We start from the raw sequence: 25,454 nt of genomic DNA, 5'->3' as shown, positions 1-25,454 counted from the left end.
AGTTATAAGAATAATTCTTTACTAGAGGAAATGAACAAGGAAAGTTATAAAAAGTACTCTTCACTGGCTCGGTCTATTTATAAGAAGGTGCCAGAAACAGATAATCCTGATGATCATTTTAAAATGGTATCGCAAACAGCGGGTTCTTATCATTTTTCTAAAGAGTTACTGGCTAGAAATCCGGATTTCAAGAAATCGTTGGATGCACTCGGCCGTACAGGGAAGAAGTATGATGAGGATATGATAATTTTTGATAAGTATTTTACCCCAACAGCTTCAACGGGGTCAGGGAATTGGGATGAGGATCAGGTAGTTGCGTTGTTGGAAAGTATGTCTAAACCAGGGCATGTGATGATTTGATAAGAGTTTGCTGCAATTCTTTGATTAACCATCATCAGTGATGAATAGTCCGCATCTGTTAAGAGGTTGACTCGATTTTTATAGCGACAATTGCAGGGTGGCTATAAAAAGCTTTTAACTTTAATGATATTCTTCAAGGGGGCGATATGCCGAATAAACTTATGGATCTATCAAAAAAAACTTGTAGGTCAACGAGAGTGGCTCCTTCAAATAGAGTGAGTTTTGACGCTGATCAGGAAGAGAGGGCTGAGGGGGCTAGCCTATTATCCTGTTTTGGCTGGGGTAGACGCTCAATAACTAAAGTCGATGATGGTGCTCTCACATTCGATGGGGTGATAAAGAAAATTGTCAAGTCTGAGGTCGGTGGGCACTCTTCAGTGAACGCTGTGAGACATATGATAGAAAGCAATAGAGTCAATATTCCGGAGTTCCTTTATCGCTCTCACCATGACTCGGCAATTAGTACGAGAGGTCTGACACGGGCAGGAGATGCAGAGGATCCGAAATATGAAGATGACTTTGTAGCGCAGATATTCAAACATTCGGCAAGTTCTGGTGGGTTGGGAGGTAATGTTCTATCTCTAACAGCCGAGCCTTCTGTTGTGAGTAGATTTATTAATGGTCGCTCAAATAATGTTTTGGTAAGAATTCGTACCGATTCAATAAAGGAGGATTTTAAAAGCATGGCGGAGCTTGTTCAGGAGAGGTCCGCCAATTTGGTGAATGATAAAAAAATTCGTTTTCAAACTATCGTTAATGTGATTTCCCATCTTGGGAATAACGAGAAAGAAGTGTTCTACATGGGGGGAGATATACCAGCAAAGTATGTTGAAATAGATATGAGCAAGAGTGGGTGTCACAAATGGGTGACTGTGGAGGAGTATATGAGGCGAATGGTTTCGCCCGCTGCTGGAATGATCTGAAATGGCTCGATGTTATCAAGTCGTTTCGCTATCTACGATTGGCAGCAGTTTGCCAATTTCCTTGCAGTTTAGCCAACCTTGTTTGGTCAGCAAACCAGGTTGCTGAAGGTCGTTAGCCAGCCTGTGAGTTGCTTCCCTACCGGTTTGTCGCTGTAGCCGGAGAGTGCTGGCAGGGCTCGCCCCGACTGCAGCCATCGCGTCAACCAGGAGGTGTCCCTGAATTGATAGTTCTAGGCTGGGATCAGGTTCGCTCCTGTCAAAACCAACGACGTGGTATGACCAGTTTGTCTGGGCCATTGCCCAATCCGCCTATTCGCTGCTCACCGCCCGCTCTGGCAAAATTACCAGTTTGACTCGTACGTGTTGTGTAGCGCGTCACCGTAGAAAAATTCCTTATCGGTAAAATCGATAACGTATGACGATAATACGGCGAAAAGCCGATAAGGAAATCACCTAGAATGAACACACGGTCATTCACCCATCAGGAAGATCACCATGTCGCTTAGAGATCTCGCTGCTATCAATGCGGGAGCCAAACCCCTTAGCCATTTGAGCCGACCACGGGAGGCGATACGCCAATTCACGCCGAACTGGTTCGCCGCCACCATGGGCACCGGCATTCTTGCCCTTGCCCTGGCTCAGTTTCCGCTGGCCATCCCAGGCCTGCGCTCCATTGCCGAAGGGCTGTGGATGTTGAACATCGCGCTGTTCTGCACCTTCAGTGTCCTGTACATGGCTCGGTGGATCATGTTTTTCGATGAGGCCAAGCAGATCTTCGGGCATTCCACGGTCTCGATGTTCTTCGGCACTATTCCGATGGGGCTTGTGACCATCATCAACGGACTTCTGGTGTTTGGTGTGCCTCGGTGGGGAACCGGCGTCATACCCGTTGCCGAGGCACTGTGGTGGATCGATGTGGCCATGGCGCTTGCCTGCGGTGTGCTGATTCCTTACCTGATGTTCACCCGTCAACAGCACAGCATCGATCAAATGACCGCCGTCTGGCTGCTGCCCGTGGTTGCCGCAGAAGTGGCAGCTGCCAGTGGTGGGTTGCTGGCTCCGCAGCTGCTTGATACGGGCGCGCAATTCATTATGTTGATCACCAGCTATGTACTGTGGGCCTATTCGGTGCCCGTGGCGCTGAGCATTCTGGTCATCCTGCTGTTGCGCATGGCGTTGCACAAACTTCCCCACGAAAGCATGGCGGCATCCAGCTGGTTGTCGCTGGGCCCTATCGGTACAGGCGCGCTGGGTATGCTGGTCATAGGCGGCGACGCTCCCGCGATCTTTTCGGCACAGGGGCTGCAAGGTATTGGCGAGGTGGCTCAAGGCATTGGATTGATTTCCGGCATTCTCTTCTGGGGCCTGGGGTTGTGGTGGATGGCAATGGCTACCTTGATCACAATCCGTTACTTCAAAGCAAGTGTTCCTTTTAACCTGGGGTGGTGGGGCTTTACTTTTCCTATCGGGGTCTATTCGCTTACGACTCTCAAGTTGGGCTCGGTTCTGCATTCCAGCTTTTTCAATATCTTTGGCGGATGCCTGGTGTTGGTGCTGGCGGTCATGTGGTCGATCGTGGCTTGCAGGACGCTCGCGGGTGCGTATCGAGGCAATCTTTTCGTCTCGCCCTGCATCGCCTCCCTGGCTAAATAACCAACTTATCTATATAGCTGCCTCAGACTTGAGCGTCTGAGGCCAGCGGTCTACTGATCCAGTACATTGCTTATTGAGAGAACTATAGGCGCGAAGCAGCCATTGGCTGCGCTTGGGAAAAATAAAGTAACGACTGTAACCTCCGATCGTTTTTCGTGTTGAACGTGTAGAACACAACGAGCGGACTTTGTTTTCGCACGACAACTCCCACAAATACACTTCATTCATAAATAGGTTAGGTGCTCTTATGCGTAAGTTCTGGCTGGCTATGGTTATGCCTGCGGTACTTTATATTCCAATGGGAATGGCAGACCCGGTTATTTCATTACAGGCTGGAAAGAACTATAGGGTGACGGATGAACAGGCGAGTCTGTCGCCAAAAGTGCTCGAGTTTTTTTCGTATGGCTGTCCTCACTGTCGACAACTCGACCCGAGCATCACTCAGTGGGCTGCCAAGGCTGGGAAGGACGTGGTTTTGACTCGGGTTCCCGTCACGTTTGGCAGCAAGCAATGGGAAGGCTATGCCAAGGCGTTTTATGTCGCTGAAACCCTCGATCTTCAAGTGATTGCCAATCACGCCCTATTCGAACTGGCGCGCCGTGGCGGGAAACTGGAAACGGACGAGGCGATTGCCGACTTTTTTGTCGGGCTTTGTGTGGAAAGAGAAGTAGCTGAGCAAAAAATCCATTCATTCACGGTTAAAAGCTGGATGGTCCTGGGCGATAAGCTTGCCCAGCGCTATAACATTCAGGTGGTACCAAGTTTTGTGGTGAACAATAAATACTTCACCGACTCCAGCATGGTGGGGGCCCCCGAGGCAGTGCCAGCGGTTCTTACACAGTTGGCAAAATTTCACAATTAGTTTGTGTGTTCTTCAGTATTACTTGATCTTTACTGGAGATGATCTGCTTGAAGTGGCCGTCATGTAGCAGTGATGTACGACTCGTGCTGAGCTGTCAGTTAGCTCCCGTCTAGAGTTCCTCCTGCAAGGCTTCAGCAAAACCAATAAATGATAGTCGCTATTGGTTAAGCGGCCACTATTGAGTGGCAGTGCTATCACGTGCCTCAAGATTTCTTTCGATCGGATGAACTGTGGAAACATCATGTTGACCTTCGGGCGCGCCAGAGAGTTGTGTTGTTTTTTACTGCAAGTTTTGTTGCGAGAATATCCTCTGCAGAGCCTGATTAAGCGGTTTTTCTTTACTCTAAATTTATATAGGAATAGTGGGCCCGTATTTAAAATAGAGACTTCCATTAGCGAACCAAGGAGCTATATCCCACGTGAGCATCATCCTCAAACTCAGTCCGTTATTCATTGCAATGGCCGCGGCGATAGGTGCAAGTGCCCAGGCCGCAGAGCATTCCAGTAAAGAAGGTTTCATCGAAGGTTCCAGCCTTAAACTCGACACCCGCAACTACTACATGAACCGCAACCGTCAGCAGCAGACCGACGACAACATCGAGTGGGGCCAGAGTTTCATCGGTATCTTCGAGTCGGGTTATACCCAGGGTACGGTCGGTTTCGGCCTTGATGCCCACGCAATGCTCGGGCTCAAGCTCGACGGCGGTGGCGGTACCGATGGTTCGACTATCCTGCCGGTCAGCGATGGCAACGGCAAAGCTCCCAGCTCGTTTTCAACCGGTGGTGGCACCCTGAAAATGCGGGCCTTGGACACCGAGCTGAAAGCTGGTGACCTGTTTCTTAACAACCCGGTGATTGCTGGCCAGACCCGCCTGTTGCCACAGACCTTCCGCGGCATCAGCCTGACCAACCATAGCTTCGACGGTTGGCTGCTCGAAGGCGGCCAGGCCAGCTTCACCAAGCTTTACAACCAGAGCGGCCACCGGCGTATCGGCACGTCCTATGGCAAACTGGCGGACAGCGACGAAAGCCGCCACCTGAACTGGGCCGGCGTGGCCTGGAGCGGCTTGCCGGGCCTGACCAGCAGCCTGTACGCCGCCGAACTCAAGGACATCTGGAACCAGTACTACTACGACCTCGACTACAGCTATGCGCTGAATGAGCTGGTAACCCTGAACCCAGGCCTGCACTTCTATCACACCCAAGACACCGGCGACGCTCTGCTGGGTGACATCGACAATAACACCTACAGCTTGCATTTCACCCTGGGGGTCGGCCATCACAGCCTCACCGCTGCCTACCAGCGGGTAAATGGCAACACACCGTTCGACTACATCAGCCAGGGCAGCATCCCCCTTGATAATTCGCAGCAGTACTCGGACTTCAACGGCCCCAACGAGCGTTCATGGAAGCTCAAGTACGCCTACGACTTCGCCGGCCTCGGCCTGCCGGGCCTGACCTCGGCCATGTCCTATTCCCGTGGCACGCTGGACCTGAGCAAGGTTGATCCGAGCAGCCGTGGTTATGCCAGTTTCTACAATGCAGAGGGTGAGAATGCCAAACACTGGGAGCGTGATATCGATCTCAAGTACGTAGTCCAGGGCGGTAAGGCCAAGGATCTGGCGGTAGAGCTGCAATGGGCGACCAACCGTGGCGGCAATGGTTATGGGGCACTGGGTAGCGACACCGATGAATATCGGGTGATAGTCGACTACCCACTCAATATCTTCTAGACATCAGCCAACGGGTCAGCAGGTTTTCAGAGGGCTTGAAAGCGCGATCTACCAAGGCTAAGGACAAAAGCCAATGCCCCAGCTTGTTGGGGCACTGGCTTTTTTGAAGACTCAGGAAAAAAGGATCTTTTCAGTTCATCAATAAACTCACATTCCAGCTTATTTCAGAATATATGAAAATCAGCAAAGCAGCAGAAGTGTGGCTTGCCAAGGCGTTAGCTTCAAAAGAGAACTTAGGCAAATCCCCCCTTCGAGTTAAAGAAGAAAGCAGAAAGGCAAAAGAAGCCTATATTGCCTGGAGAAAAAATTGCATTACCCTTCTTGAAAGGCCTGCCATCAATGATGAACCTCCTGTAGATACTGACTGCAAAAGATCGATGCAGATAGACTCAAGCAATAATCCAAAAAACAAAAAAATACCAGTCCCTGAACATCTGAAAAGAATGTTCGAGTTGTTAGGTGCCACGTTTGAGTCACTGCCGAGAACTTATATGGACTTACATGAAGCCATGCCGACGGAGGGGGCCAAAACTTTTATCAAAAGCCGATGTGAAAAGAAAAAAATTGATTTGCACAGTTCGTTTTCTCCACACAAGGCTTATAAGTTAATAAGCGTGCTGCAAAAAACATTTCCTGAGCTGCATCACAACATGGTAGCTGTATATGAAGGGGTGTTGGAAGTTGAATTCAGTCAAGAGAGTTTTTCAGGTGCTGATAATTTAAGCAAAAAGGGCCTTTGTTATCCATTAGTGCTGAAGTGGCTGGCGGATCAAGGCTCAGGGCAATTTATGGTTTTTTTTAATAATATTAATACCTGCGAAGGTCGTAAAGAGTTGATGTCTTTAGTGGAGGATCATGGCGCTATAGGCAGGTATATGAGAGATAGGCAGCTTGCCTGGGAGGATAAGAGCACAGAGTGCTTTGAAGAAATCGAGGGCGATGGAAAGTATTTTGTAAATCTAATTGATCGCGACTCGAAAACAACAGGTCATACCATGGGTTTTTTTGTTGATCGTAAAGATTCACTTTACCTGATGTTCGATCCCAATAGAGGTCTGTTTTCCTTCACGTCAGAACGCCAGATCAATTCTTTCCTGGACGAGTACATCCGTATTCGCTATCGGTGCTTGAAAAAAGGCAGGTTGCGCTTGATTTGCAACATATAACAGCTCACTGCCGGTGCTCAGTATCCCGGCGGTTCGTGTCATGTTCAGAAAGCTTAATGGAGGGAGGCGCCGATTCGCGGCTTTGTCACTTGTTCAACAGGCACGACACGCAGCATCAGCCGGTAAAAACATTTTGTTTGCACTCCCCAGCCGATTTTTTAGTTTCTTCGAAGTTGGTGTTTTTGTTTTCTAGGATGTTGCTTGAGTCTATCTGTAGTGAGGCGTCTACAAGTAGGGTGTTGTTGAAGGTGGATATCTCAAGAAGGGGGGGCAATTTTTTTCTCCGAACAATATAGGCTTCTTTGGTCTTGATGTTTTTATATTTAAGCTGTGGGGGGTTAATTTAAATGCTCTTTCAGTGCTATTGCTTTGCTGCTTTTCATATGCCCCTATAACAACCTGAAAAGGTGAGTGTGCTTATTGAAAATACAACTAGCTCCCAATAAGGTTCTAGCAAAAGAGCTCCACTTCTAGCTGCTGGTGCTTTCGGAAACTTCTCACTGCATCATCGACCTGGCTGGTTCGTCACTCCCTCAAGCCATTGACACTTTCTCCTGTAGTACTTCGTGGGAGGGGGGAGGCTTGTCATCAGTTTCTCATCAAGATTGTCCCGGGATGGCTGTTCACTATGCGCTCGGGAAAACATTTCTGGTGGCAACGATGAGGTAGCTGATGTCGAGGATGGACGAAGAGCCAGGGTGGGCTGTAACGCTGGAGCAATGGTGCACCGTCGTGAGGCCTGGCGAGCAGGTTCTTCGTATTCGCAATGGCTGCAAGGTCTTATGTCTGGCGCACCGCGAAAGTTCGGCGTGCTTATGCCTGGCTCCTGGTTGGCAGGGTTTGCTGGCGTTGCGTCCGGGTCTGCAGGTGGTTTGTGGGAATGCCTGGGTGTTCCCTCTGTCGCAGATGAATCTTGTCAAGTTGCAGTTCTTTATCGACCAAGGTGTTGTGCCTGAGGCGCAGGCCGCTCGAAACGAGCCTTGGGCAGTCCTGAGCGAGGGGCGCGCTCGAGGGCGGGCGGTCTCGGGTCTGGAGTCCTGGTATCTCACGCTTGCGCTGCGAGGGGATGCTGCCTATCGGTCCTTTGCTCGTCAGTTGCGTGGCGGTGAGAGTTATCAGTTGCTCGGTTTTTTGTTGGAGCAGGGATCAACCAGCGAAAAGCTCCAGGACCTTGCTGGCCGTTATGGCGTATCGGTCTCGCACTTCAGAAGACTTTGCCGTCAGGCGCTGGGTGGAGCGGCGAAGCCCGAGTTGCGTGGCTGGCGGACAGCGCAAGCCCTGCTGTGCATGACTGAAGGTGCTGCCTCCCTGACAGATGTCGCCTTGGAGTTTGGCTATGCCTCCTCCTCGCATTTTTCCAAAGAGATCCGAGAGCTGGTCGGGGTGGCGCCGAGTAGTTTGATCGATATAACCCGCCTTTCGAGCGAATGAATTCATGATGTTTAAAAGTACCTATCCGCGAGTGGTCGTGCTCGCGCTTTGTTGTGTGTTACCCGTGGCCGCATTGGCGGCGCCGACGCGGACTGGAGAGGGTTATGTGGCTCGTCAGGAGGGCCTGCGGACGTTCTTCGATGCGCTGTCAGCGTCCCTGGGCAAGCCGATCATCCTCAGCAAGGCAGCTGCCCGTCGCACTATCAGCGGAGAGTTCTCGCTGGTCGCACCGCAACAGACGCTGGAGCGGATTGTTCGGCAAATGGCGCTGATCTGGTACAGCGATGGTCAGGCACTGTATGTCTACGAAGCAGCCGAGGCGAAGAGCGCGGTTGTCTCGCTGAACACCATCAATGTCCAGAAGCTGGATGGCTTCCTGCGTCGTTCCGGCTTGCGCGATGCCCGTTATCCTCTGCGTAACGATGGTTTGCGGACCTTTTATGTTTCCGGACCACCGATCTATGTCGATCTGGTGGTGCAGGCTGCGCACTTCATGGACAACCAAAGTGCCGACCTGCAACTCGGGCAGCAGCGCATTGGCGTCATCAATCTGCGCAACACCTTCGTGGGTGATCGCAGCTACGAGTTGCGTGACCAGAAGATCACCGTGCCAGGTATTGCGACAGCCATCGAGACTCTGCTCAAGGGCGAAAGCCGTGGTGTTGACACGACGATCAGCAAGGATGGAGGAGGGCGTCTGGGCGGCATGCCGAGCTTTCCGTTGGAGGGGTTGGGTGTTCCCGAGTCGGCATCTACCGACAAGACCGCACCGCGGGCTATTGCCCGTGATCTGGCTGCCGGCAATATTCGTGTAGTGGCCTACCCCGATACCAATAGCCTGTTGGTCAAGGGGCTCCCGGAGCAGGTGCGGTTTATCGAGAACCTGGTTGCGGCGCTCGACGAACCAAAGCGCCATGTCGAGCTCTCCCTATGGATCATCGATCTGCAGAAAGACGATCTCAATGAGTTGGGGGTCGACTGGAAGGGCTCGCTCAAGCTCGGCTCGAGGGCGGGCGCATCGCTCAATGGCGGCTCGCTGAGCACCTTGGATAGCACTTCATTCATGGCTGCCATTTCGGCGCTGGAAACCGATAACCGCGCACGGGTGGTTTCGCGGCCGGTGGTACTGACTCAGGAAAACGTTCCGGCGATTTTCGACAATAACCGCACCTTCTATGCGCGCCTGATCGGTGAGCGCAGTGTCGAGCTCGAACACGTCACTTACGGCACCTTGGTCAGTGCTCTGCCAAGGATTTCGGCGTCCGGAGAAATCGAGATGGCACTCAATATCGAGGACGGTAGCGTGGTCGACTCTGCCAAGGAGCAATCAGCGGGGCCTGATGCGCTGCCGACGGTTGGGCGTACCCGTATCAGCACTGTCGCCCGGGTGCCGCGCGGCAAAAGTCTGCTGGTGGGAGGTTTCACCCGTGACGAGAGCGGGGAGGTGGTCAAGCGTGTCCCGGTGCTGGGGAGCATTCCCTATCTGGGGCGTTTGTTCAGCTATCACCAGACCCGTAAATCCAACACGGTCCGGGTGTTCCTGATTCAGCCCAAAGAGCTCGATAGCCCGCTGGAGCCAGGTGCCGCGCAAATTGGCTCGCAGGTGATCGGCAACGTCGACCGCGACCCGGCCGACCGCGCGGTGCTGCGCGCGATGGAGCGCTGATATGGCTGCTATTGGCGGGGTGCCGTCGCGCACGCAGATGTTGCGTGCGCAGCAGGGGAACGAGCCTCAGGTAAAGGCTGCTGAAGTGCCAGACGACGACGCCACGCCAGCAGCCAGCGTCCAGCGCTTCGTCGAGAACAGTGACGAGATGGCGGCTTCGCTGCGTTCGCAGTTTCGCCGCAGAGGTGATTTCGGCAGCAAGTTCGAAGGCTTGGCGGAAAGCTTCGAGCGGGTCCTGGATGAAGATGTGATTCCCAAGGCTCGGCAGATCCAGTCGCTGGCCAAGCTTGCCGAGCGCAGCATCGAATGGCTGCTGGCGCAGGCCCGGGGATTGTTTCCCGATGACAGCGATCTGGTGCTGGTGCTGCGCGAGCTGTTGCGGGCAAAAGTGATGGCCGAGGCGACCCGTCAGCGTTTGGAAGCCCTGCTGCAACAGGTGCTTGCTCAGTCCCCTCCCAAGCGCTTGAAGGCCGGCATCAATTCGGCGCTCAAGGCCAAGATGTTCGGCAAGGCGCTGGCGTTGCGAGCAGCCTTGCTGCGTGACACCTATCGCTCGTTCCTGGAGTCCGAAGGCGGTCCGGTCGAGTCCTATGAAGACTGGGTGGCCATCTACGGCTATCAGCATCGTAGCTCGGTCCTGGAGTTCATCGAGGCTGCGTTGCTGACGGACATCGATGCCCAGGACCCCAGTTGCTCACGCGACGAGTTTGGCCAATTGCTGAAAAAGCTCGGCGATCTCAAGCGCCTGCGGTCGGTGGATGCCATGTTTGTCCGGCGCTTGCTCGGCGACCAGCTAGTTTGTCGGCACAACGCCAGCGAGCCGGACTGGTTGGTGTTCTTGCTGGGGCTGTTGCAGTTTCCCGATGAGCTTGAGCAATTGCTGTCCGGTGTCTTGGGGGAGCGGTTGTTGCTGGTGGAACACCACGAGCGCGCGCAATTGCTACAACTGCTGCGATTGATCTGCCTGGCGCTGCCGCTGGAGCTGTTTGGCGATGACGAGGCGTTAGAGCGGATTGCTGGGCAATTCACAGACCTGGCCGATTTGGTGTTTGCCCGCGAAACCATTGAGCAGCACGCCACCCTGGCGAGTCGTTTCACCTCCTAGTTTTCAAGGTCCGTACTCATCATGTTCAACAAACTCTTGCGCAATGTCACTTCTCGACCAGAGCTGCTGATCCTGACGCTGATGGTCATGATCATCGCCATGCTGATCATTCCGCTGCCGACGCCGCTGGTGGATTTTCTGATCGGCCTGAACATCGTTATTGCGATCCTGGTCTTTATGGGTTCGTTCTACATCGAACGGATCTTGAGTTTCTCCACCTTTCCCGCGTTGCTGTTGATCACCACGTTGTTCCGTCTGGCGTTATCGATCAGTACCAGCCGGCTGATTCTGGTGCAGGCCGATGCCGGTGAGATCATCGCGTCTTTCGGTGAGTTCGTGATCGGTGACAGCCTGGTGGTGGGCTTCGTGATTTTCGCCATCGTCACCATCGTTCAGTTCATCGTCATTACCAAGGGCTCGGAGCGCGTAGCTGAAGTGGCGGCGCGGTTTTCCCTCGATGGGATGCCGGGTAAGCAAATGAGCATCGACGGCGACCTCAAGGCTGGCGTCATCGATGCCAAGGAGGCCCGCGAGCGGCGCAGTACGTTGGAGCGCGAAAGTCAGTTGTACGGATCCTTCGATGGCGCCATGAAGTTCATCAAGGGGGATGCGATCGCCGGGATCATCATCATCTTCGTCAACTTTCTGGGCGGCATCGCGATCGGTGTCGGGCAACTGGGCATGGACATGTCCCAGGCGCTGTCGACCTACACGTTGCTGACGATCGGTGACGGTCTGGTGGCGCAGATTCCTGCGCTGTTGATCGCCATCGGTGCGGGTTTCATCGTGACCCGGGTCAACGGCGACGAGGCCAACCTGGGGCGCAACATGATGACCCAACTGCTGGGTCATCCTTTTGTGCTGGGTATCACTGCCTTGCTGGCCGTTGGTGTGGCGATGCTGCCGGGGTTCCCGGCCGCGGTATTTCTGATCATCGCCAGCGCGCTGGTGGCGTTGCTGTTCTTCCGTCATCGGCTGAAGAAAAAAGCCTCGGCTACTACCGCCATCGCGCCTCTGGCGGGGGAAGAGGGCGAGCCTGAGAGTGAGTTGGGCCTGATCGAAAACGTCGATGACATGGCCACCGAAACCATCGCCCTTATGCTGCTGGTGCCCAGCGCTCGGGTCGAAGAGCTGCGTGAGACCCAGCTATGCGAACGTTTTCGCAGTCAGTTTTTCATCGATTACGGCATCCGGATTCCCGAGCCTCGGTTGCGCGGTGCCGACTCGCTGCCGCAGGGGCAGGTCGCGGTGCTGATCAATGAGGTTCGTGCGGATCAGTTCGATATCCACTTCGATCTTCTGCGTGTTGTCGATTACAAGCCGGAGCTTGAGCATCTGGGGCTGGATCTGACCAGGGGGGCGGACAGCAACAAGCAAGCCAGCGTCTGGGTGCACAGCACCGAGCGCGAAAAGCTGCAGAGCCTGGGGTATCAGTTGCGCCCGGCTTATGACGAATTCTATCGCTGCCTGGTGACCTTGCTGGCGCGCAATATTTCGGAGTTTTTCGGCGTGCAGGAGAGCAAGGTCCTGCTCGATGAGATGGAAGCTCGCTACCCGGACCTGGTCAAGGAAGTCTATCGCCATGCCACGGTGCAGAAAGTCGCCGAGATCCTGCAGCGCCTGATCGCCGAACGTATCTCGGTGCGCAACATGAAACTGATCCTTGAAACGCTCGCTCACTGGGCCTCGCGCGAAAAAGACGTGATCGCCTTGGTCGAGCACGTGCGTGGCGGTCTGGCGCGCTACATCAGTAATAAGTTTGCCAACGGCAATGACCTGCGAGTGTTGCTGCTTTCGCCGGAGTTCGAAGACGTGGTGCGCAAGGGCATCCGTCAGACTTCTGCGGGCAGCTTCCTCAACCTGGAGCCCTCGGCCAGCGAAGACCTTATGGATCGGCTGGCGGTCGGGCTCGATAACCTGCACATCCCTCAGAAGGACATGGTCGTCCTGGCCTCGGTGGATGTGCGGCGCTACATCAAGAAACTGATCGAGGGCCGTTTTCGGGAGCTGGACGTGGTTTCGTTTGGCGAGATTTCCGATGCCATTTCAGTGAATGTGATCAAGACCCTTTAGGAGAGTCCTCTATGCAAAACATCGATATCGCCTCGTTGCTCAGAGATGCGCTGACGCTCAGCGGTTGCAACGACAAGCAGATTGGTAATTTTGACGGCCACAGCACGATTGAGCTGGAGCTGGCCAATTTACCCGCCATCAACATTGGCGTGGTCGATGACGGCCTATGGTTCTGGAGTGGGCTGATCGAGAGCAGCAACATGCTGTTGGCACATCGTTCCGAGGACCTGTTGCGTTTCTTGATGCGCGGTTGTGTGTTCGCCCGGACCGAGCAGATGCAACTGGTGGAGGCCAACGGCATGCTGGAAGTGCGGGTACTGCTGGCTGACTCGGCCTATGCGAACGCGGAGTCGTTGGCGGATACGGTGGATGCTTATCTGGCGGCGTTGACCACGCTGTGCGATCTCGTTCGCCAATGAGCCAGGCATTGCTGGAGCGCCGCGGCGCCCACCCGTTGCGCTTGAATGGGCCGCTGCTTGAAGCGGCGCTGCACGATGTGGTTATCGGCGAAGTGTGCGAGGTGCGAGGCAACTGGCGGGACGCCACGGTGAGTGCTCGAGCGCAAGTGATCGGCTTCAGCCCCGATGCGGTGTTGCTCAGCTTGTTGGGCGATGCGCGAGGGTTGTCCCGTGAGTCGTTGATCGTGCCCACGGGTGCGTTGCTCAGCCTCCATTGCAGCACTGCCATGCTGGGGAGCGTGATCGACCCCCAGGGGCGGATAGTCGAACGTTTGGCCCCCGGCGATGCCTTCGAGGGCCGCGACTGTCCGGTGGATGCTGCTCCGCCGAGCTACGACCAGCGCCGTCCGGTGAACCAGCCGCTGGCCACTGGCGTGCGAGTGATCGATGGACTGCTCACGTGCGGCATCGGCCAGCGCATCGGCATCTTTGCCGCAGCGGGATCAGGCAAGACTTCATTGATGAACATGCTGATCGCCCACAGCGAAGCGGACGTGTTCGTTATCGGGCTGATCGGTGAGCGGGGCCGGGAAGTCACGGAGTTTGTCGAGGCGTTGCGCGATTCGGATAAATGCTCGCGTTGCGTGGTGGTCTACGCGACTTCGGATTTTTCCTCGATCGACCGGTGCAATGCGGCGCTACAGGCAACGGCAATTGCTGAGTATTTCCGCGATCAAGGCCAGCAGGTGGTGCTGATGCTTGACTCCATGACCCGTTATGCCCGTGCCCGTCGCGACCTCGCGCTGGCAGCGGGGGAAGCGCCGGCGCGGCGTGGTTTTCCGGCATCGGTGTTCGATTCCCTGCCGCGTTTGCTGGAGCGTCCGGGCGTGACGGCCACCGGGAGTATTACGGCGTTCTACACCGTACTGCTGGAAAGCGACGATGAGCCGGACCCTATCGCCGAGGAGATTCGCTCCATTCTCGATGGGCATATCTACCTGAGCCGCAAGTTGGCTGCCGGCGGTCATTTTCCAGCGATTGATGTGCTCCGTAGCGCCAGTCGGGTGGCTCATCAGGTCACCGGGCACGATGTTCAGCAGCTGGCGGCCAGTACCCGGGGGGTGCTGGCCCGCATCGAGGAGCTGCAGGTGTTTCTCGATCTGGGTGAATACCGGCCAGGGGAAAACGCCGCCAACGATCAGGCCATGGCCTGCCGCGAAGCGCTGACGGAGTGGCTGCGCCAGGATCTGAACGAAGGGTGTGCGCCTCAGGTTGCGCTGGAGAGCTTGCATGGTCTCCTTGGCTAATGTCCGGCGCCTGCTGGAGTTCAGCGATCACCGGCAGCATGAGTGCGAGCGAGGGCTGGATAAGGCCTTGCGCTCATTGGGCCTGCTTGAGCGTGAGTTGTACGAGATCGAGCAACAGGCCCAGGGGCTCAATGAGCTCCTGATAAGCCAGCGTGCCGAGGACCAGCGCTTGAGCCATGCGCAGTTGCTGGCGCTGTTACGGCGTCAGGCGGTCATTCGGCGGCAGATCGGCAACCTGGCATTGGAGCGTGCCCGCGTGATGGACGAGCAGCAGGAGCTGGCCCAGGGGCTCGAGCGTTTGCAACGGCATCGTAAGGTTCTGCAAAAGAAGCATTTGAAGTACCAGAGCCTGGAGCAACGTTTGCTGGTCGAGCGTCGTTCACGTCTGTGGCGCCAGGAAGAAAATGACATTGATGAACTATTGGTGAATTGGAAATGAGCATAGTGAGCCCTCCTGTAGCGGCAGCCCGTCCGGTCAAGGATCTTTTGCCCGGTGACGAGCCCGACCATAAAAACCAACCATTGGTCTCTGAAGACCGTCATGAACTGGACGAGATGCCGCAGGGCGTGCTCGTGTTGTTGACGCAGTTGCAGCCACTGCGTGAGGTCTCGTCGAAGTTGTCGCTGGCAGCGCTGCGTGTGGGAGGGGGGGCTGAGCCCAGGGTGGCCAAGGCATCGGTAGATCAGGCAGTGCAGCCTTCAGTGAAACAGCCGCTCGCGTCTTCATCGCCAGCACCGGGCGATGCCCGGTTGGCATTGCCGGCTACGCGGCCGTTGGCCACTGCACCGGCTCGAGTGCTTGCTCAGGCGCCTGCTTCCAGTGTGCCTGCCATGCCTGATCGGGCCGCCGATGTATTGCTCAAGCACAAAGCACTGTTGTCGGCTACCCAGGCTAAAGTGCCTGTTCAGATTCCAACCTCAGCTCCGGTGCAGCCTTTCGCTGCCGTGCTCGGTCAGGCACCTGTTGTCAGAGCGCCCGCTGCGTCCGACCAAACCGCCGCTGATGCATCGGTCCAGCAGAAAGTCGCATCGTCGGCTACGCAGTTACCGGTCGCCGCGCAGGCGCTCGTTCAGGCACCTGTTGCCAGTGCGCTCACCGCTCCCGATCAAGCCGTCGCCGATAGGCTGGTCAAGCAGGAAACCCCACAAGCATTACCGGCGCAGCCATTGCCTTTGCTGGACAAGGCCTCGCATTCGCATCATGTAGAGAAATCAGCGGCGCCTGCTAAAGCTACCCGTGAGCCGAAGCCCGCGCCTGAAGCCAGCATCGCCAAGGAGGGCAAGAACTACCTTCAGGTGCCCTTCAGCAAAGGTGATGCCGTTGGCCTGATCACGATCAGCAAGGCGGGGGCCGAACGTCCCGAGCAGTTGCTGCTCAATCCAAGCAGTGCCTTGGTTTTCAGTCATTTGAGCGACAACCTGGCGCAGGCGCCGGATCCACGCTGGCGTCTGACGGATCAGCAGGGGAATGAACCGCGTCAGGGTCATGGCCAGGAGCGAGCGGATGAAGAGGCCGAAGAGGAGCGCCGTCAGGTGCTTCGCGACAAGTCTGAGCACGGGGGGCAGCAGACGTGACCTCTACTCTACTCTTGCGCCGCGTTGCGCCATTTGACTATGAGCGGCGCCATGCGGTGGCCTGCTGGCAGCGTGACGGACACCTTATGCAACTGAGCCAGCCGTCGCCGCAGACACGTTACATAACCTTCTGGGCACAAGGCTGCCACGGTCTCTGGCGAGGCATGGTCGGGGCCCGTGAGTGGCTGCAGACCGTATGTTTGCAGTGGTCGCAATGGCTGCATCGGGAGGATGCAGAACAGGAGATTCTTGCTCTGTTCTCAGTGGTGAGCCGGCCTGTCGAAATCACGCCTGATCTGCTGGACTACCAGCGCTTGTTTGGCTTCGGGCTCATTCAAGGAGAGTCGCTGCAAGGGGTATGTCTGCCATGTATTAGCACGCCTCAGAGTGAGCTGTGGGTAATGGAAGGGCCGAGTCAACGCACGCCGCCGTCACGCCCACTGCAGTCGTGGGTGCAGGCGGTGTCGCAGGTTTTGCGAATCGTACTCGGCAGCAGCGAGCTGGGCCGATTGCCCCATCGGCAGCTGGCGAAGGGCGATGTACTGGTCATTGCTGAGCAAACCCGAAAACTCTTTATGGCCGATCGATGCATCGGCCAGTTCACCTTTGTCAAGGAAGGTCTGCATATGCAACTCACTCCCCCGGATAACCTTTCACCGAGCGTTCCCTGTGCGCTATCGGAGCTACCGGTCAAGCTTGAATTCGTGCTGGGCGAACTCACCCTGAGCATGGCTCAGCTCAACGAGCTCATCGAGCGTCAGGTTCTGCCCCTGGAGGCTACGGCCGTGAGTCAGGTTGAAGTGCGTGCCGGTGGCAAGTGCATTGCCGTGGGTGAGCTAGTCCAGCTGGGCGACCGCCTGGGTGTCGAGCTGCGTGAGGTTGGTCGGGGCATCGGTAATGAATGACGTTTCAATGATCGGGCTGTTGGCAGTGGCATCGCTGCTGCCATTCCTGATTGCTGCCGGAACTTGTTACATCAAGTTCTCGATTGTCTTCGTTATCGTGCGTAACGCCCTGGGGTTGCAGCAGGTGCCGTCGAACATGACCCTCAACGCCGTTGCGCTGTTGCTGGCGATGTTCGTCATGAGTCCCGTGGTGCATCAAGGGTATGACTATTACAAGGAAAACCATGTGGAGTTCACCAGTATCGATGCAGTGGTGGAGTTCCTCGATAACGGGCTGGGCAGCTACCGCGAGTACCTGATCAAGTACACCGATCCGGACCTGGCACAGTTCTTCGAGCGGGCACAGATCGCGCGGGAGCATCCACAGGCCAACGATATCGATCCCGATGAGAAGCTGGAGCCCTCGCTGTTCGCGTTGCTGCCCGCCTATGCGCTGAGCGAAATCAAAGCCGCCTTCAAGATCGGTTTCTACCTTTACCTGCCCTTTGTCATCGTCGACCTGGTGGTCTCCAGCATCCTGCTGGCCCTGGGCATGATGATGATGAGCCCGGTGATCATCTCCGTACCGATCAAGCTGGTGCTGTTCGTGGCGCTGGATGGCTGGTCCCTGCTTTCCACCGGGCTGGTCGGGCAATACCTGTCTCTGGCGCAATGAGAAACCGCAATGAATGATCTGGTGTTTGCCGGCAACAAAACCCTGTACCTGATATTGATCCTGGTGGCCTGGCCGATCATCGTCGCCACGCTGGTGGGGTTGCTCATCGGTCTGTTTCAGACCGTGACCCAGCTGCAGGAGCAAACCTTGCCCTTCGGTTTCAAGCTGCTGGCGGTGTCGATCTGTCTGTTTCTGCTCTCTGGCTGGTACGGCGAGACGTTGCTGAGTTTCAGTCGGGAAGTCATGCGCCTGGCCCTGAAGTGAGGCTCCATGAATATCGGCCTATTTTTCGACCTGCATGGCTGGATGGCCGGTGCGATGGTTTGTTTCGCCCGTCTGGCACCGGTTTTTTTCATGTTGCCGTTTCTCAATAGTCGCGCACTGACTGGCGCACCGCGAAACGCCGTGATCGTGCTGGTCGGCATGGCGCTCTGGCCGTATACCGCTGGCACGCTGCCTCGCCTGGATTCGCTTGGCTTCTATGCGCTGTTGTTGCGGGAGGCTGGGGTGGGGGTGATTCTCGGCTGTCTGTTGTCCTGGCCGTTCTGGGTGTTGCACGCCATGGGCAACCTGATCGATAACCAACGCGGCGCGATGCTCAGCAGTACGGTCGATCCGGCCAACGGCGACGACACCTCGGAGTTGGCCAATTTTCTCCAGCTGTTCGCTGCGGTGATCTACCTGGAGGGAGGAGGCATGAAACTGGTGGCGCAAACCCTGAGCCGCAGCTATCAACTCTGCTCGCCGGTACATGGGTGTGAACTACGGATCCAGCCGTTGCTCGGGCTGCTCGATCCGTTGATCAGCAAAACCCTGATTATCAGCGCGCCGGTGGTGGCGACCTTGTTGCTCAGCGAGGCGCTGCTCGGTCTGTTGGCGCGTTTTGCGCCGCAAATGAACGCGTTTTCGGTGTCGCTCACCGTCAAGGGAGCCATCGCATTACTGGTGTTGATCCTGTATTTCGGCGCGCACGCGCCTGACGAAATCTTGCGCATGGCCAATAAGCCGGATCAGTTTGCGACCTGGGTCGTCCAGCCGGAGGCCCGCTGATATGTCCAGCGCCTCGAAAACTGAAAAACCCACCCCCAAGAAGCGCCGCGACGCAGCGAAAAAGGGCCAGACCTTCAAGGCCAAGGACCTTTCCAGTTCCTGCCTGATGCTGTGCGCAATCATCTACCTGGCGAGCAGTGGAACCTTGCTGGAGGTGATGGAGGTTTATCGACGCATCATCGCTTCGGGGTTCGCTGCCGATCAGCAGCGTTATGCCGCCGAACTCGGTGTGTTGATGCTCAAGGTCGTGGCCCCGTTGATCCTTGTGTGCTTTCTCGCCAGCGCCTTGCCCACCTTGTTGCAAACCGGCCTGGCCATCGCCAGTGAAGCCCTCAAGCTGAACTTCGGGGCGTTGAATCCGGTTAACGGCTTCAAAAAGCTGTTCAGCCTTAGAACGCTCAAGGATACCGTTAAGGCCCTGTTGTACTTGGGTTGTTTCGGGGTCGCATTCTGGATGGTCTGGGCGACTCAGCGGCATTTGCTGTTTGCGCAACTGCATGCGCGACCTGTCGACCTGTTTCCGATCTGGGCCCATCTGTTGCTGGTACTGGTGCTGGCTTTTCTGGGCTGCATATTGCTGGTCGTCATTCTCGATGCGCTGTGTGAGTACTGGCTGTACATCAAGGATTTGAAGATGGACAAGCAGGCGGTCAAGCGCGAGCACAAAGAGCAGGAAGGCAACCCGGAAATCAAGGGCCGGCGGCACGAGCTGCATCAGGAGCTGCTGTCTGAGCAGATCAAATCCGACATTCGTGGTTCGCGAGTGATTGTCGCCAACCCCACGCACATCGCCGTGGGAATTTACTTCCGCCCGGAAGTCACGCTGATGCCGTTTATCTCGCTGATGGAAACCAACCAGCGGGCATTGGCCGTGCGCCAGTATGCGGCTGAAGTTGGTGTGCCGGTGGTCAATGACATTGCCCTGGCCAGGCGCATTTTCAAGACCCATCAGCGCTACACCTTCATCCAGTTGCAGGAAATCGAAAACGTTCTGCGCCTGCTGGTCTGGCTGGAGCAGGTCGAGCAGGCCTGATGAGCTCCCGGCAAAACCACTGGCTGGCATAAGCGATTCATGAACCCCGCAATGAGCGCTTTGTGACGGTGCCCCCTTGCCTTTAACTGGCTCAATAGCCTTGTCAGCACCGCTGAAGAAACATTCAGGAGTAAGTAGTCATGAACAGTCGAAAGCACACAGAGCAGGAAGAGGCGCGGATTGCTGAGGAGGTGATACAGGCCGTACTCGATGGTGCGTCGCTCAAGGATCTGCGCGGTGTCAGTGCTGAGCAGATGGATAGCCTCTACGCCTTTGCCTATGAGTTCTATGAGCAGGGGCGTCTGGACGACGCAGAAAAGTTTTTCCACTTCCTGTGCATCTACGACTTCTATAACGCGCAGTACTGGATGGGTTTGGCGGCGGTGCACCAGCTCAAGCAGAACTATCAGAAGGCGGTTGATCTGTACGCCGTGGCGTTTGCCCAGGGCAAGCAGGATTACCGGCCGATGCTCTACACCGGCCAGTGCCAGCTTGCGCTGGGAAAGGTCGGTAAGGCCAAGCTGTGTTTTGAGTATGTCATTGAGCGTGTTCAAGAGTCGGGAATGAGGGCGCAGGCTCGGGCTTATCTGGATGCGTTAAGCAGTGTCGATGCCGATCATTCGGAGGAGTAGTTGTAATGGGTATTGAAGCGCTGAACTTAAGTGCGCTGGCTCGTAAGGCCGGCAATGAAAACTATGCCGAGGCGGCGGCTAAGGCGGCCAACACCAAGGCCTATCAGCGCGCTGCTGACACGGCGCTGGCCAACCTGCAAGGTGTGAAGTACGCGAGCCAGTCGCAGGGGGGGGGGGCGGCTGCGCTGGGCAGGCCATCTCTGGCTGCGCCGCCGCCAGGCACCGCAGGGGCGAAAAAGGGTGCTGAAGACAAATTCACCTTGCTGATGGCCTCGCTCATCACCTTGCTGGGTGATGTCAGCATGGAGTCGCTCAAGTCGCGCATGGAGATCCTCAAGTCAGCAGCCAAAGCCGCTGCTGAAGGCAATAAAGCACTGTCGGACAGCTACCAGAATGCGGTGGCGGAGTTTGATGCGGCAACCGCCTCGGCGAGTAGCTCCCAGGAGAAGCTCGCAGCAGCCAAGGCCAATGTCGATAGTGCGCAAAAGGAGCTGGTCGATGCGGAAGCTGCGCTGGGTAAAACCGAGCCAGGTACTCCCGCGCATGCCAAGGCCCTGGAGGCTCGCGATCTGGCGCAGGGGAAGGTGGCTGGCGCGCAGCAGCAACTGACCAAGGCCGAGGCGGAGCATAGGGCGGCAATCAAGGTGGCTGATGAGGCTGGCAAAAAAGCTGAAGCGCTGGCCAGGCAGGTGGAAAACGCGGGGTTAAGCGACCAGCCGGTGCTCGATGGCATCAAGACTCAGCTGAACGCAGCGGCGACCATGGTGTTGCTGATGACGCGTTTTGCCGAGCTGATGGGCCAAAGCGCGGAAAACAAGATGGAGGCGGAGCAGGAGCTGTTTCGCAGCATGCAGGCCGCGCGTCAGGAGTTCATGGAGAAAAAGTCCGAAGAATACCTGGAGCAAGTGCGCCAATCCGAAGCCGCCAGCAAAACCATGGGCTGTATCGGCAAGATTCTCGGTGCGGTGCTGACCGTGGTCAGTGTTGTCGGGGCTGCCTTTACCGGCGGGGCCAGCCTGGCGCTGGCGGCGGTGGGTGTCGCGTTGATGGCCGCGGACATGCTGGTCAAGGAGCTGACAGGGGTGTCGTTCATGGAGGAGGCCATGAAGCCGCTGATGGACAACATCCTCAATCCGTTGATTCAGGCCATCGGCAAGGCGATCACGGAGCTTCTGAAAAAGGCCGGCGTCGACGACGCATCGGCCCAGATGGCCGGCATGATCCTGGGCGCGATTATCGCTGCCGTGGCCATGGTTGCGGTCGTGGTGGTGGTCGCGGTCGTTGGTAAGTCTGCGGCGGCAAAGGTCGCTGAGGCAATGGGCAAGGTCCTCGGCAAGGTGGCCAGCAAGATAGCGCCGCAGCTGGTCAAGATGGCCTCGCGCGCGGCCAGCAAGATCAGCGAGGGCTTTACCAAGGCCATGACCAAGGCTCGTAGCAGCATAGGTCTCAAGTCGGACCCCAACTCACTGGCCAAGTACGCGTCAATGCTGGGGGGCGGGGTGGCTGTCACCGAGGCCGCGGGCGCGGCTGCCCAGTCTGCCTTGGGGATCAAGTCTGGCATTCATCAGCGCAATGCGGCCGAGCATCTGGCCGACCTTGAATTCGCCAAGGTTATCTCCGAGTCGCTGAAGAGCTATCTGGGCGAGATGGTTCAACTCTTCGATCAGTCCATGCAAGCCAAGGATAACGCGATCAAGAAGGCCTTCAGCATTCAGGACGGTATCGACAGCAGCAATCTGAGCATGGCACGCAACATTTAAATCAATTCAACAGGGTTAGATAGTATGGATCTTTCAATTAAAAGTCGTTCTGCAGCAATCATCGGCAGTCAGGTTGCAGAGGTGGCCGGCAAGGTTATCGTCGATCAAAAACAGCCATTGTCCCTCAGCAGTGTCGGTGGGCGACTCGATGCGCAAGTGTTGATGTCTCGTGCCACGCAGTCCATCGAAACGATGACGCCACAACAGCTGAATCAGTACCTGGACACCAGCGGCTTCAGCGAGAGCGAAAGCCAGGCGATGATGGGTTTGTTTCTGGCCGCTGTGGTCCAGCAGGAGAAGGCGGAGTCTGGGGTCGCGGAAAAAGATCCGGTGAAGGATCTGATGTCGTTCGATCCCGGGGCCTGGGAAAAGCACATTGGTGTGTTGGTGGCGGCCATTGTCGCGGTCAATATCGCACGCAAGTCCAGTGCTGAAATCAGTGGCAAGTTCACCCAGATGGCCTATGAGGCTGCCATTGCGCAAGGTGTCGCAATCATGGCTGGGGGCGAGGCCGCCATGTGGGCCTCGGTCAGTGGCGCGGTTGTCGCGGCCACCATGTCCATCGCCGGTGCCGCGTTGTCCGTACGTGGGCAGAGCCAGAAGCACACCGATATCAAGACCAATCAGACCAAAGCGGCCAAGCTCGATGTGGACGTCGAGCAGATGCAGGTCAAGCTGAACACGAGGCCGGCAGTCAAGATTGCGTCGGGTCCAAAACAGGTGACGGGCACCAATGCCAAGGGCGAAACCGTCACGGTAGAGCTGCAAAGCGGCAACGGCCAGCTTAGTTCGAGTGAGCGTACAACCCTTGAGGCGAACATCCGTGAAGCGGTCAAGGAGGCCAAGGAAGCGCGTATGAAAAGTGCGCTGCAGGCAAAAACCTACGAACGCAACCTGACCCTTGGCGGTGCCATCAGCTCTATGGCAATGATCACCAGCTCCGGGTTGTCCTCCATCCTGCGTCTGCAAGAGTATTCGCAGCGCCAGAGCGAGGTGCTGCATCAGTCCGAGCAGAACCTGAACAAGGCGGTCAGCGATGTTGCTAGCCAGAGTGTCAGCGAAGACACAGCGCTGGTCAGCAAAATGCTCGACGCTATCCAGCAGATGGTCGACAGCCGTGGCTCGACCATGAACAGCATCGCCTCTGCGCGTGCCTGATCGGGAGGTGAGTCATGTCGATTCAACCGAATATCAGCACCAGCGTCCGGCCCCAGCTCTCCAGCACCCCGCGCCCTGCTCAGGTGACGGATACCCAGGTCCATGGTACTGAGGTCAATCAGCGTCATCTCCCATCGGCACTAGAGCAATCGGTGCGCTCGGTGGTGTCCCGGCTGGACGGCCTGAATGCCCGTCTCGACGAGGTCAGTGTCGCGGCGAAGGCGGTGAGTTCATCAACTGTTGCTGCACCAGCCGATAGTCTGGGCGATGGTTTCAAGGCGCGCCATGCCGACGGCATCAAGACGCAACAGGCCGTGCAAGGGCTGCTGGAAAAGCTCGAGGCCAGCAAGGTGCCGGCACATCGGGTGGAAGCCGAATTACGCAAGTTGGCAGCCCTTGAGGCTAGTAGCGCCCCTGAGTTCAAGCAGTCGAACCTTTCGTTCGCCGATAAGGCAGGCAAACAACTGCGCGGGCTGCAAGGTGCGCCGCAGAGTATTCAGAGTGGCCAGGGTCAAGCCAATGGCAACGCTGAATTCTTTCAGCAGTTGACGGATATGATCGGTTTTATCAAGGACGATTATCTGTCGGTCTATGAGAGTCTGCTGACCAAGTACTCGGACTTCTACAAGGAGTTCAACGAAACCATCATGGCGAAGATGGGGGGGTGGATAGAAGGTAAGGAGGATGGCAAGAAAGTTGAAGTCAATTCGGGGCTGCGCAATGCTTTACAGACCTTGCTGAGTAAGTATCAAAAGGCCCCGGATGGTGTTCTGTTCCCCACTGACGGTTGGACCTGTACGACGAAGGAGAACGCAGAGAAGTGGGCCAAGGCCATGGGTTTGCCTGATACATGTGTTCGGGTGCTTGCTGACGGCAGTTGCCGGGTGATGATGGACCTGTCGCCTCTGCAGGCGATGGTTAGCGCGGCCCCCAGTGGTACGACGACCTGGGACTCCGCAAAGTTCCAGGCCTGGCAAACCGGCTTCAACAGTCAGGAAGGCGATCTGAAGAACCAGCTGCAGCTATTCACGACCAAGTACGGTAGCGCCAACTCCTACCACGAGAACTTCAACAAGATCCTCTCCTCGCAATTGAGCCAGTACGCGGAAATGCTCAAGGCGATCGCGAGCGGAATTGCCTGACGTACTCGTTTTCTTTGGCAAAACAAAATCAGTCGCCTGGCATTGAGCTGATGGGAACCCGTGCCTTAACAGAGGTGCGGGCCCATCGGTTTCGAGGTGCGCGATTGTTGTCGATAAACGTATTGCTTACAGGGTGGGCAGCGGACGCCTGTGTTCGTTGTGGCTGCCGGCAAGGTGGTTTGAAATGAGTCTAAATGGTGTAAGTCCAAGTGGAATCCCGGTGGCGATCCTCCGGGGGGGCAATGGTAATGTCAGAAGCATTACGGGTTTTCTGCTAGAGGGTAAGAACAAGGCAGATGTAAGCCTGGCTAAGATTTCCTGTGCGGACAGGCCTCATGAATCGAAGGACGCGCTTCGCCACCTTGAGCAGCAGGCGTGCAAGGAGCTCCTTGGGGATAACGCGAATTTTGTACTGGCGGATAAGACTGGCGACGGAGCGAAGCTGAGAGAGTATGCAGTCAATCTTTTCGTACTGGGTAAAGAGATTGGGAGCTCTCAAGATCCTTCGTTTAAGGAGGCGCTCAAAGAACTCCAAAACGCAACGCTGGCCTATGAGCGTAAGGGGGTGAATCGTTACGAATCGACATGCGATGTAACCAGAATATCTGCAAATAAAGCCGATAAAAAAATAGCGGATGCGATTGACAAGGTGGTCAGGCAACACTCTGGCGTATTTGATACTGCAATGGGCCTGATGCATGACATGTACCTGCATGACGGACTGCCCAAGGCGCAGGAGCGCCGTTTGAGCCCCGACTTCAATCTCTCTAAGGAGTCGGCGATTAACATCAGTGTTTGTGGCAACGCTACCGAGGAGGCCAACAGTAGTCTCCTGGGTCAGTTGAAGCTTCACAGGGATGGGGGGGG

Annotated in this window: 24 protein-coding genes; all 24 read left to right on the top strand. The window is 56.2% G+C overall.

The window, feature by feature from the left end; genetic code table 11:
• Positions 1-360, top strand: a 360-nt coding sequence (locus AC07Y9_RS31090) for a hypothetical protein (RefSeq protein WP_218277449.1), incomplete at its 5' end; no start/stop codon positions are given.
• Between the two features lie 146 nt (positions 361-506).
• Positions 507-1,283, top strand: coding sequence for a hypothetical protein (locus AC07Y9_RS31085; protein WP_143481929.1), 777 nt, complete (start codon positions 507-509; stop codon positions 1,281-1,283).
• A gap of 495 nt (positions 1,284-1,778) precedes the next feature.
• Positions 1,779-2,936, top strand: a complete 1,158-nt coding sequence (locus tag AC07Y9_RS31080; protein ID WP_087092661.1) for a TDT family transporter — start codon at positions 1,779-1,781, stop codon at positions 2,934-2,936.
• A 247-nt stretch (positions 2,937-3,183) separates the two neighbouring features.
• Complete coding sequence (locus tag AC07Y9_RS31075; RefSeq protein ID WP_087092662.1) at positions 3,184-3,798, top strand: thiol:disulfide interchange protein DsbA/DsbL; 615 nt, start codon at positions 3,184-3,186, stop codon at positions 3,796-3,798.
• A gap of 458 nt (positions 3,799-4,256) precedes the next feature.
• Entirely contained in the window at positions 4,257-5,531 is a 1,275-nt protein-coding gene (locus AC07Y9_RS31070) for an OprD family porin (protein WP_102680421.1), read from the top strand.
• A gap of 173 nt (positions 5,532-5,704) precedes the next feature.
• Positions 5,705-6,697, top strand: coding sequence for a hypothetical protein (locus AC07Y9_RS31065; RefSeq protein WP_146021785.1), 993 nt, complete (start codon positions 5,705-5,707; stop codon positions 6,695-6,697).
• A gap of 672 nt (positions 6,698-7,369) precedes the next feature.
• Positions 7,370-8,128 (top strand): helix-turn-helix domain-containing protein, encoded by a 759-nt coding sequence (locus tag AC07Y9_RS31060; protein ID WP_256580971.1) that lies wholly within the window; start codon positions 7,370-7,372, stop codon positions 8,126-8,128.
• A 7-nt stretch (positions 8,129-8,135) separates the two neighbouring features.
• Positions 8,136-9,794 (top strand): type III secretion system outer membrane ring subunit SctC, encoded by a 1,659-nt coding sequence (sctC, locus tag AC07Y9_RS31055; RefSeq protein ID WP_102680416.1) that lies wholly within the window; start codon positions 8,136-8,138, stop codon positions 9,792-9,794.
• A 1-nt stretch (position 9,795) separates the two neighbouring features.
• Positions 9,796-10,899 carry a type III secretion system gatekeeper subunit SctW gene (sctW, locus tag AC07Y9_RS31050; RefSeq protein WP_102680415.1) on the top strand — a complete coding sequence of 368 codons (1,104 nt, stop codon included), beginning with the start codon at positions 9,796-9,798 and terminating at the stop codon, positions 10,897-10,899.
• 21 nt (positions 10,900-10,920) lie between these two features.
• Positions 10,921-12,972, top strand: coding sequence for an EscV/YscV/HrcV family type III secretion system export apparatus protein (locus AC07Y9_RS31045; RefSeq protein WP_102680414.1), 2,052 nt, complete (start codon positions 10,921-10,923; stop codon positions 12,970-12,972).
• An 11-nt stretch (positions 12,973-12,983) separates the two neighbouring features.
• On the top strand, positions 12,984-13,391 hold the full coding sequence (locus AC07Y9_RS31040) for an InvB/SpaK family type III secretion system chaperone (protein ID WP_087092667.1): 408 nt from the start codon (positions 12,984-12,986) through the stop codon (positions 13,389-13,391).
• Positions 13,388-14,677: a type III secretion system ATPase SctN gene (sctN, locus tag AC07Y9_RS31035; RefSeq protein WP_102680413.1), complete on the top strand. Its 1,290-nt coding sequence runs from the start codon at positions 13,388-13,390 to the stop codon at positions 14,675-14,677. The genes AC07Y9_RS31040 and sctN overlap by 4 nt, the downstream gene beginning before the upstream one ends.
• Entirely contained in the window at positions 14,661-15,116 is a 456-nt protein-coding gene (locus AC07Y9_RS31030; RefSeq protein ID WP_087092669.1) for a SpaM family type III secretion system protein, read from the top strand. The genes sctN and AC07Y9_RS31030 overlap by 17 nt, the downstream gene beginning before the upstream one ends.
• The gene (locus AC07Y9_RS31025) at positions 15,113-16,252 is read left to right on the top strand and encodes a SpaN/EivJ family type III secretion system needle length determinant (protein WP_102690515.1); all 1,140 of its coding nucleotides are present in this window, start codon (positions 15,113-15,115) and stop codon (positions 16,250-16,252) included. The genes AC07Y9_RS31030 and AC07Y9_RS31025 overlap by 4 nt, the downstream gene beginning before the upstream one ends.
• Positions 16,249-17,157 (top strand): FliM/FliN family flagellar motor switch protein, encoded by a 909-nt coding sequence (locus tag AC07Y9_RS31020; RefSeq protein ID WP_102680411.1) that lies wholly within the window; start codon positions 16,249-16,251, stop codon positions 17,155-17,157. The genes AC07Y9_RS31025 and AC07Y9_RS31020 overlap by 4 nt, the downstream gene beginning before the upstream one ends.
• Positions 17,150-17,812 (top strand): EscR/YscR/HrcR family type III secretion system export apparatus protein, encoded by a 663-nt coding sequence (locus AC07Y9_RS31015; protein WP_087092672.1) that lies wholly within the window; start codon positions 17,150-17,152, stop codon positions 17,810-17,812. The genes AC07Y9_RS31020 and AC07Y9_RS31015 overlap by 8 nt, the downstream gene beginning before the upstream one ends.
• A gap of 9 nt (positions 17,813-17,821) precedes the next feature.
• Entirely contained in the window at positions 17,822-18,076 is a 255-nt protein-coding gene (locus tag AC07Y9_RS31010) for an EscS/YscS/HrcS family type III secretion system export apparatus protein (RefSeq protein ID WP_087092673.1), read from the top strand.
• A gap of 6 nt (positions 18,077-18,082) precedes the next feature.
• Positions 18,083-18,862, top strand: a complete 780-nt coding sequence (gene sctT / locus AC07Y9_RS31005) for a type III secretion system export apparatus subunit SctT (RefSeq protein ID WP_087092674.1) — start codon at positions 18,083-18,085, stop codon at positions 18,860-18,862.
• Between the two features lies 1 nt (position 18,863).
• Entirely contained in the window at positions 18,864-19,895 is a 1,032-nt protein-coding gene (locus tag AC07Y9_RS31000) for an EscU/YscU/HrcU family type III secretion system export apparatus switch protein (protein WP_087092675.1), read from the top strand.
• 140 nt (positions 19,896-20,035) lie between these two features.
• Positions 20,036-20,527, top strand: coding sequence for a type III secretion system translocator chaperone SicA (gene sicA / locus AC07Y9_RS30995; RefSeq protein WP_102680410.1), 492 nt, complete (start codon positions 20,036-20,038; stop codon positions 20,525-20,527).
• 5 nt (positions 20,528-20,532) lie between these two features.
• Positions 20,533-22,287 (top strand): type III secretion system translocon subunit SseC family protein, encoded by a 1,755-nt coding sequence (sctE, locus tag AC07Y9_RS30990; protein ID WP_087092677.1) that lies wholly within the window; start codon positions 20,533-20,535, stop codon positions 22,285-22,287.
• A 24-nt stretch (positions 22,288-22,311) separates the two neighbouring features.
• Positions 22,312-23,445, top strand: coding sequence for an IpaC/SipC family type III secretion system effector (locus AC07Y9_RS30985; RefSeq protein WP_102680409.1), 1,134 nt, complete (start codon positions 22,312-22,314; stop codon positions 23,443-23,445).
• 14 nt (positions 23,446-23,459) lie between these two features.
• Positions 23,460-24,587 (top strand): IpaD/SipD/SspD family type III secretion system needle tip protein, encoded by a 1,128-nt coding sequence (locus tag AC07Y9_RS30980; protein ID WP_102680408.1) that lies wholly within the window; start codon positions 23,460-23,462, stop codon positions 24,585-24,587.
• 184 nt (positions 24,588-24,771) lie between these two features.
• Positions 24,772-25,454: hypothetical protein (locus AC07Y9_RS30975; protein ID WP_146021880.1), on the top strand; the 683-nt coding region annotated here is incomplete at its 3' end.

This window comes from Pseudomonas sp. GW456-L12, from assembly GCF_059424045.1.
The sequence above is the reverse complement of the archived record's forward strand: the minus strand, read 5'-3'. Positions and strand labels throughout refer to the sequence as shown.

Coding starts and splice junctions, on each gene's coding strand:
- AC07Y9_RS31085 (WP_143481929.1), top strand. CDS start 507: ATGCCGAATAAACTTATGGATCTATCAAAAAAAACTTGTAGGTCAACG.
- AC07Y9_RS31080 (WP_087092661.1), top strand. CDS start 1,779: ATGTCGCTTAGAGATCTCGCTGCTATCAATGCGGGAGCCAAACCCCTT.
- AC07Y9_RS31075 (WP_087092662.1), top strand. CDS start 3,184: ATGCGTAAGTTCTGGCTGGCTATGGTTATGCCTGCGGTACTTTATATT.
- AC07Y9_RS31070 (WP_102680421.1), top strand. CDS start 4,257: ATGGCCGCGGCGATAGGTGCAAGTGCCCAGGCCGCAGAGCATTCCAGT.
- AC07Y9_RS31065 (WP_146021785.1), top strand. CDS start 5,705: ATGAAAATCAGCAAAGCAGCAGAAGTGTGGCTTGCCAAGGCGTTAGCT.
- AC07Y9_RS31060 (WP_256580971.1), top strand. CDS start 7,370: ATGTCGAGGATGGACGAAGAGCCAGGGTGGGCTGTAACGCTGGAGCAA.
- sctC (WP_102680416.1), top strand. CDS start 8,136: ATGTTTAAAAGTACCTATCCGCGAGTGGTCGTGCTCGCGCTTTGTTGT.
- sctW (WP_102680415.1), top strand. CDS start 9,796: ATGGCTGCTATTGGCGGGGTGCCGTCGCGCACGCAGATGTTGCGTGCG.
- AC07Y9_RS31045 (WP_102680414.1), top strand. CDS start 10,921: ATGTTCAACAAACTCTTGCGCAATGTCACTTCTCGACCAGAGCTGCTG.
- AC07Y9_RS31040 (WP_087092667.1), top strand. CDS start 12,984: ATGCAAAACATCGATATCGCCTCGTTGCTCAGAGATGCGCTGACGCTC.
- sctN (WP_102680413.1), top strand. CDS start 13,388: ATGAGCCAGGCATTGCTGGAGCGCCGCGGCGCCCACCCGTTGCGCTTG.
- AC07Y9_RS31030 (WP_087092669.1), top strand. CDS start 14,661: ATGGTCTCCTTGGCTAATGTCCGGCGCCTGCTGGAGTTCAGCGATCAC.
- AC07Y9_RS31025 (WP_102690515.1), top strand. CDS start 15,113: ATGAGCATAGTGAGCCCTCCTGTAGCGGCAGCCCGTCCGGTCAAGGAT.
- AC07Y9_RS31015 (WP_087092672.1), top strand. CDS start 17,150: ATGAATGACGTTTCAATGATCGGGCTGTTGGCAGTGGCATCGCTGCTG.
- AC07Y9_RS31010 (WP_087092673.1), top strand. CDS start 17,822: ATGAATGATCTGGTGTTTGCCGGCAACAAAACCCTGTACCTGATATTG.
- sctT (WP_087092674.1), top strand. CDS start 18,083: ATGAATATCGGCCTATTTTTCGACCTGCATGGCTGGATGGCCGGTGCG.
- AC07Y9_RS31000 (WP_087092675.1), top strand. CDS start 18,864: ATGTCCAGCGCCTCGAAAACTGAAAAACCCACCCCCAAGAAGCGCCGC.
- sicA (WP_102680410.1), top strand. CDS start 20,036: ATGAACAGTCGAAAGCACACAGAGCAGGAAGAGGCGCGGATTGCTGAG.
- sctE (WP_087092677.1), top strand. CDS start 20,533: ATGGGTATTGAAGCGCTGAACTTAAGTGCGCTGGCTCGTAAGGCCGGC.
- AC07Y9_RS30985 (WP_102680409.1), top strand. CDS start 22,312: ATGGATCTTTCAATTAAAAGTCGTTCTGCAGCAATCATCGGCAGTCAG.
- AC07Y9_RS30980 (WP_102680408.1), top strand. CDS start 23,460: ATGTCGATTCAACCGAATATCAGCACCAGCGTCCGGCCCCAGCTCTCC.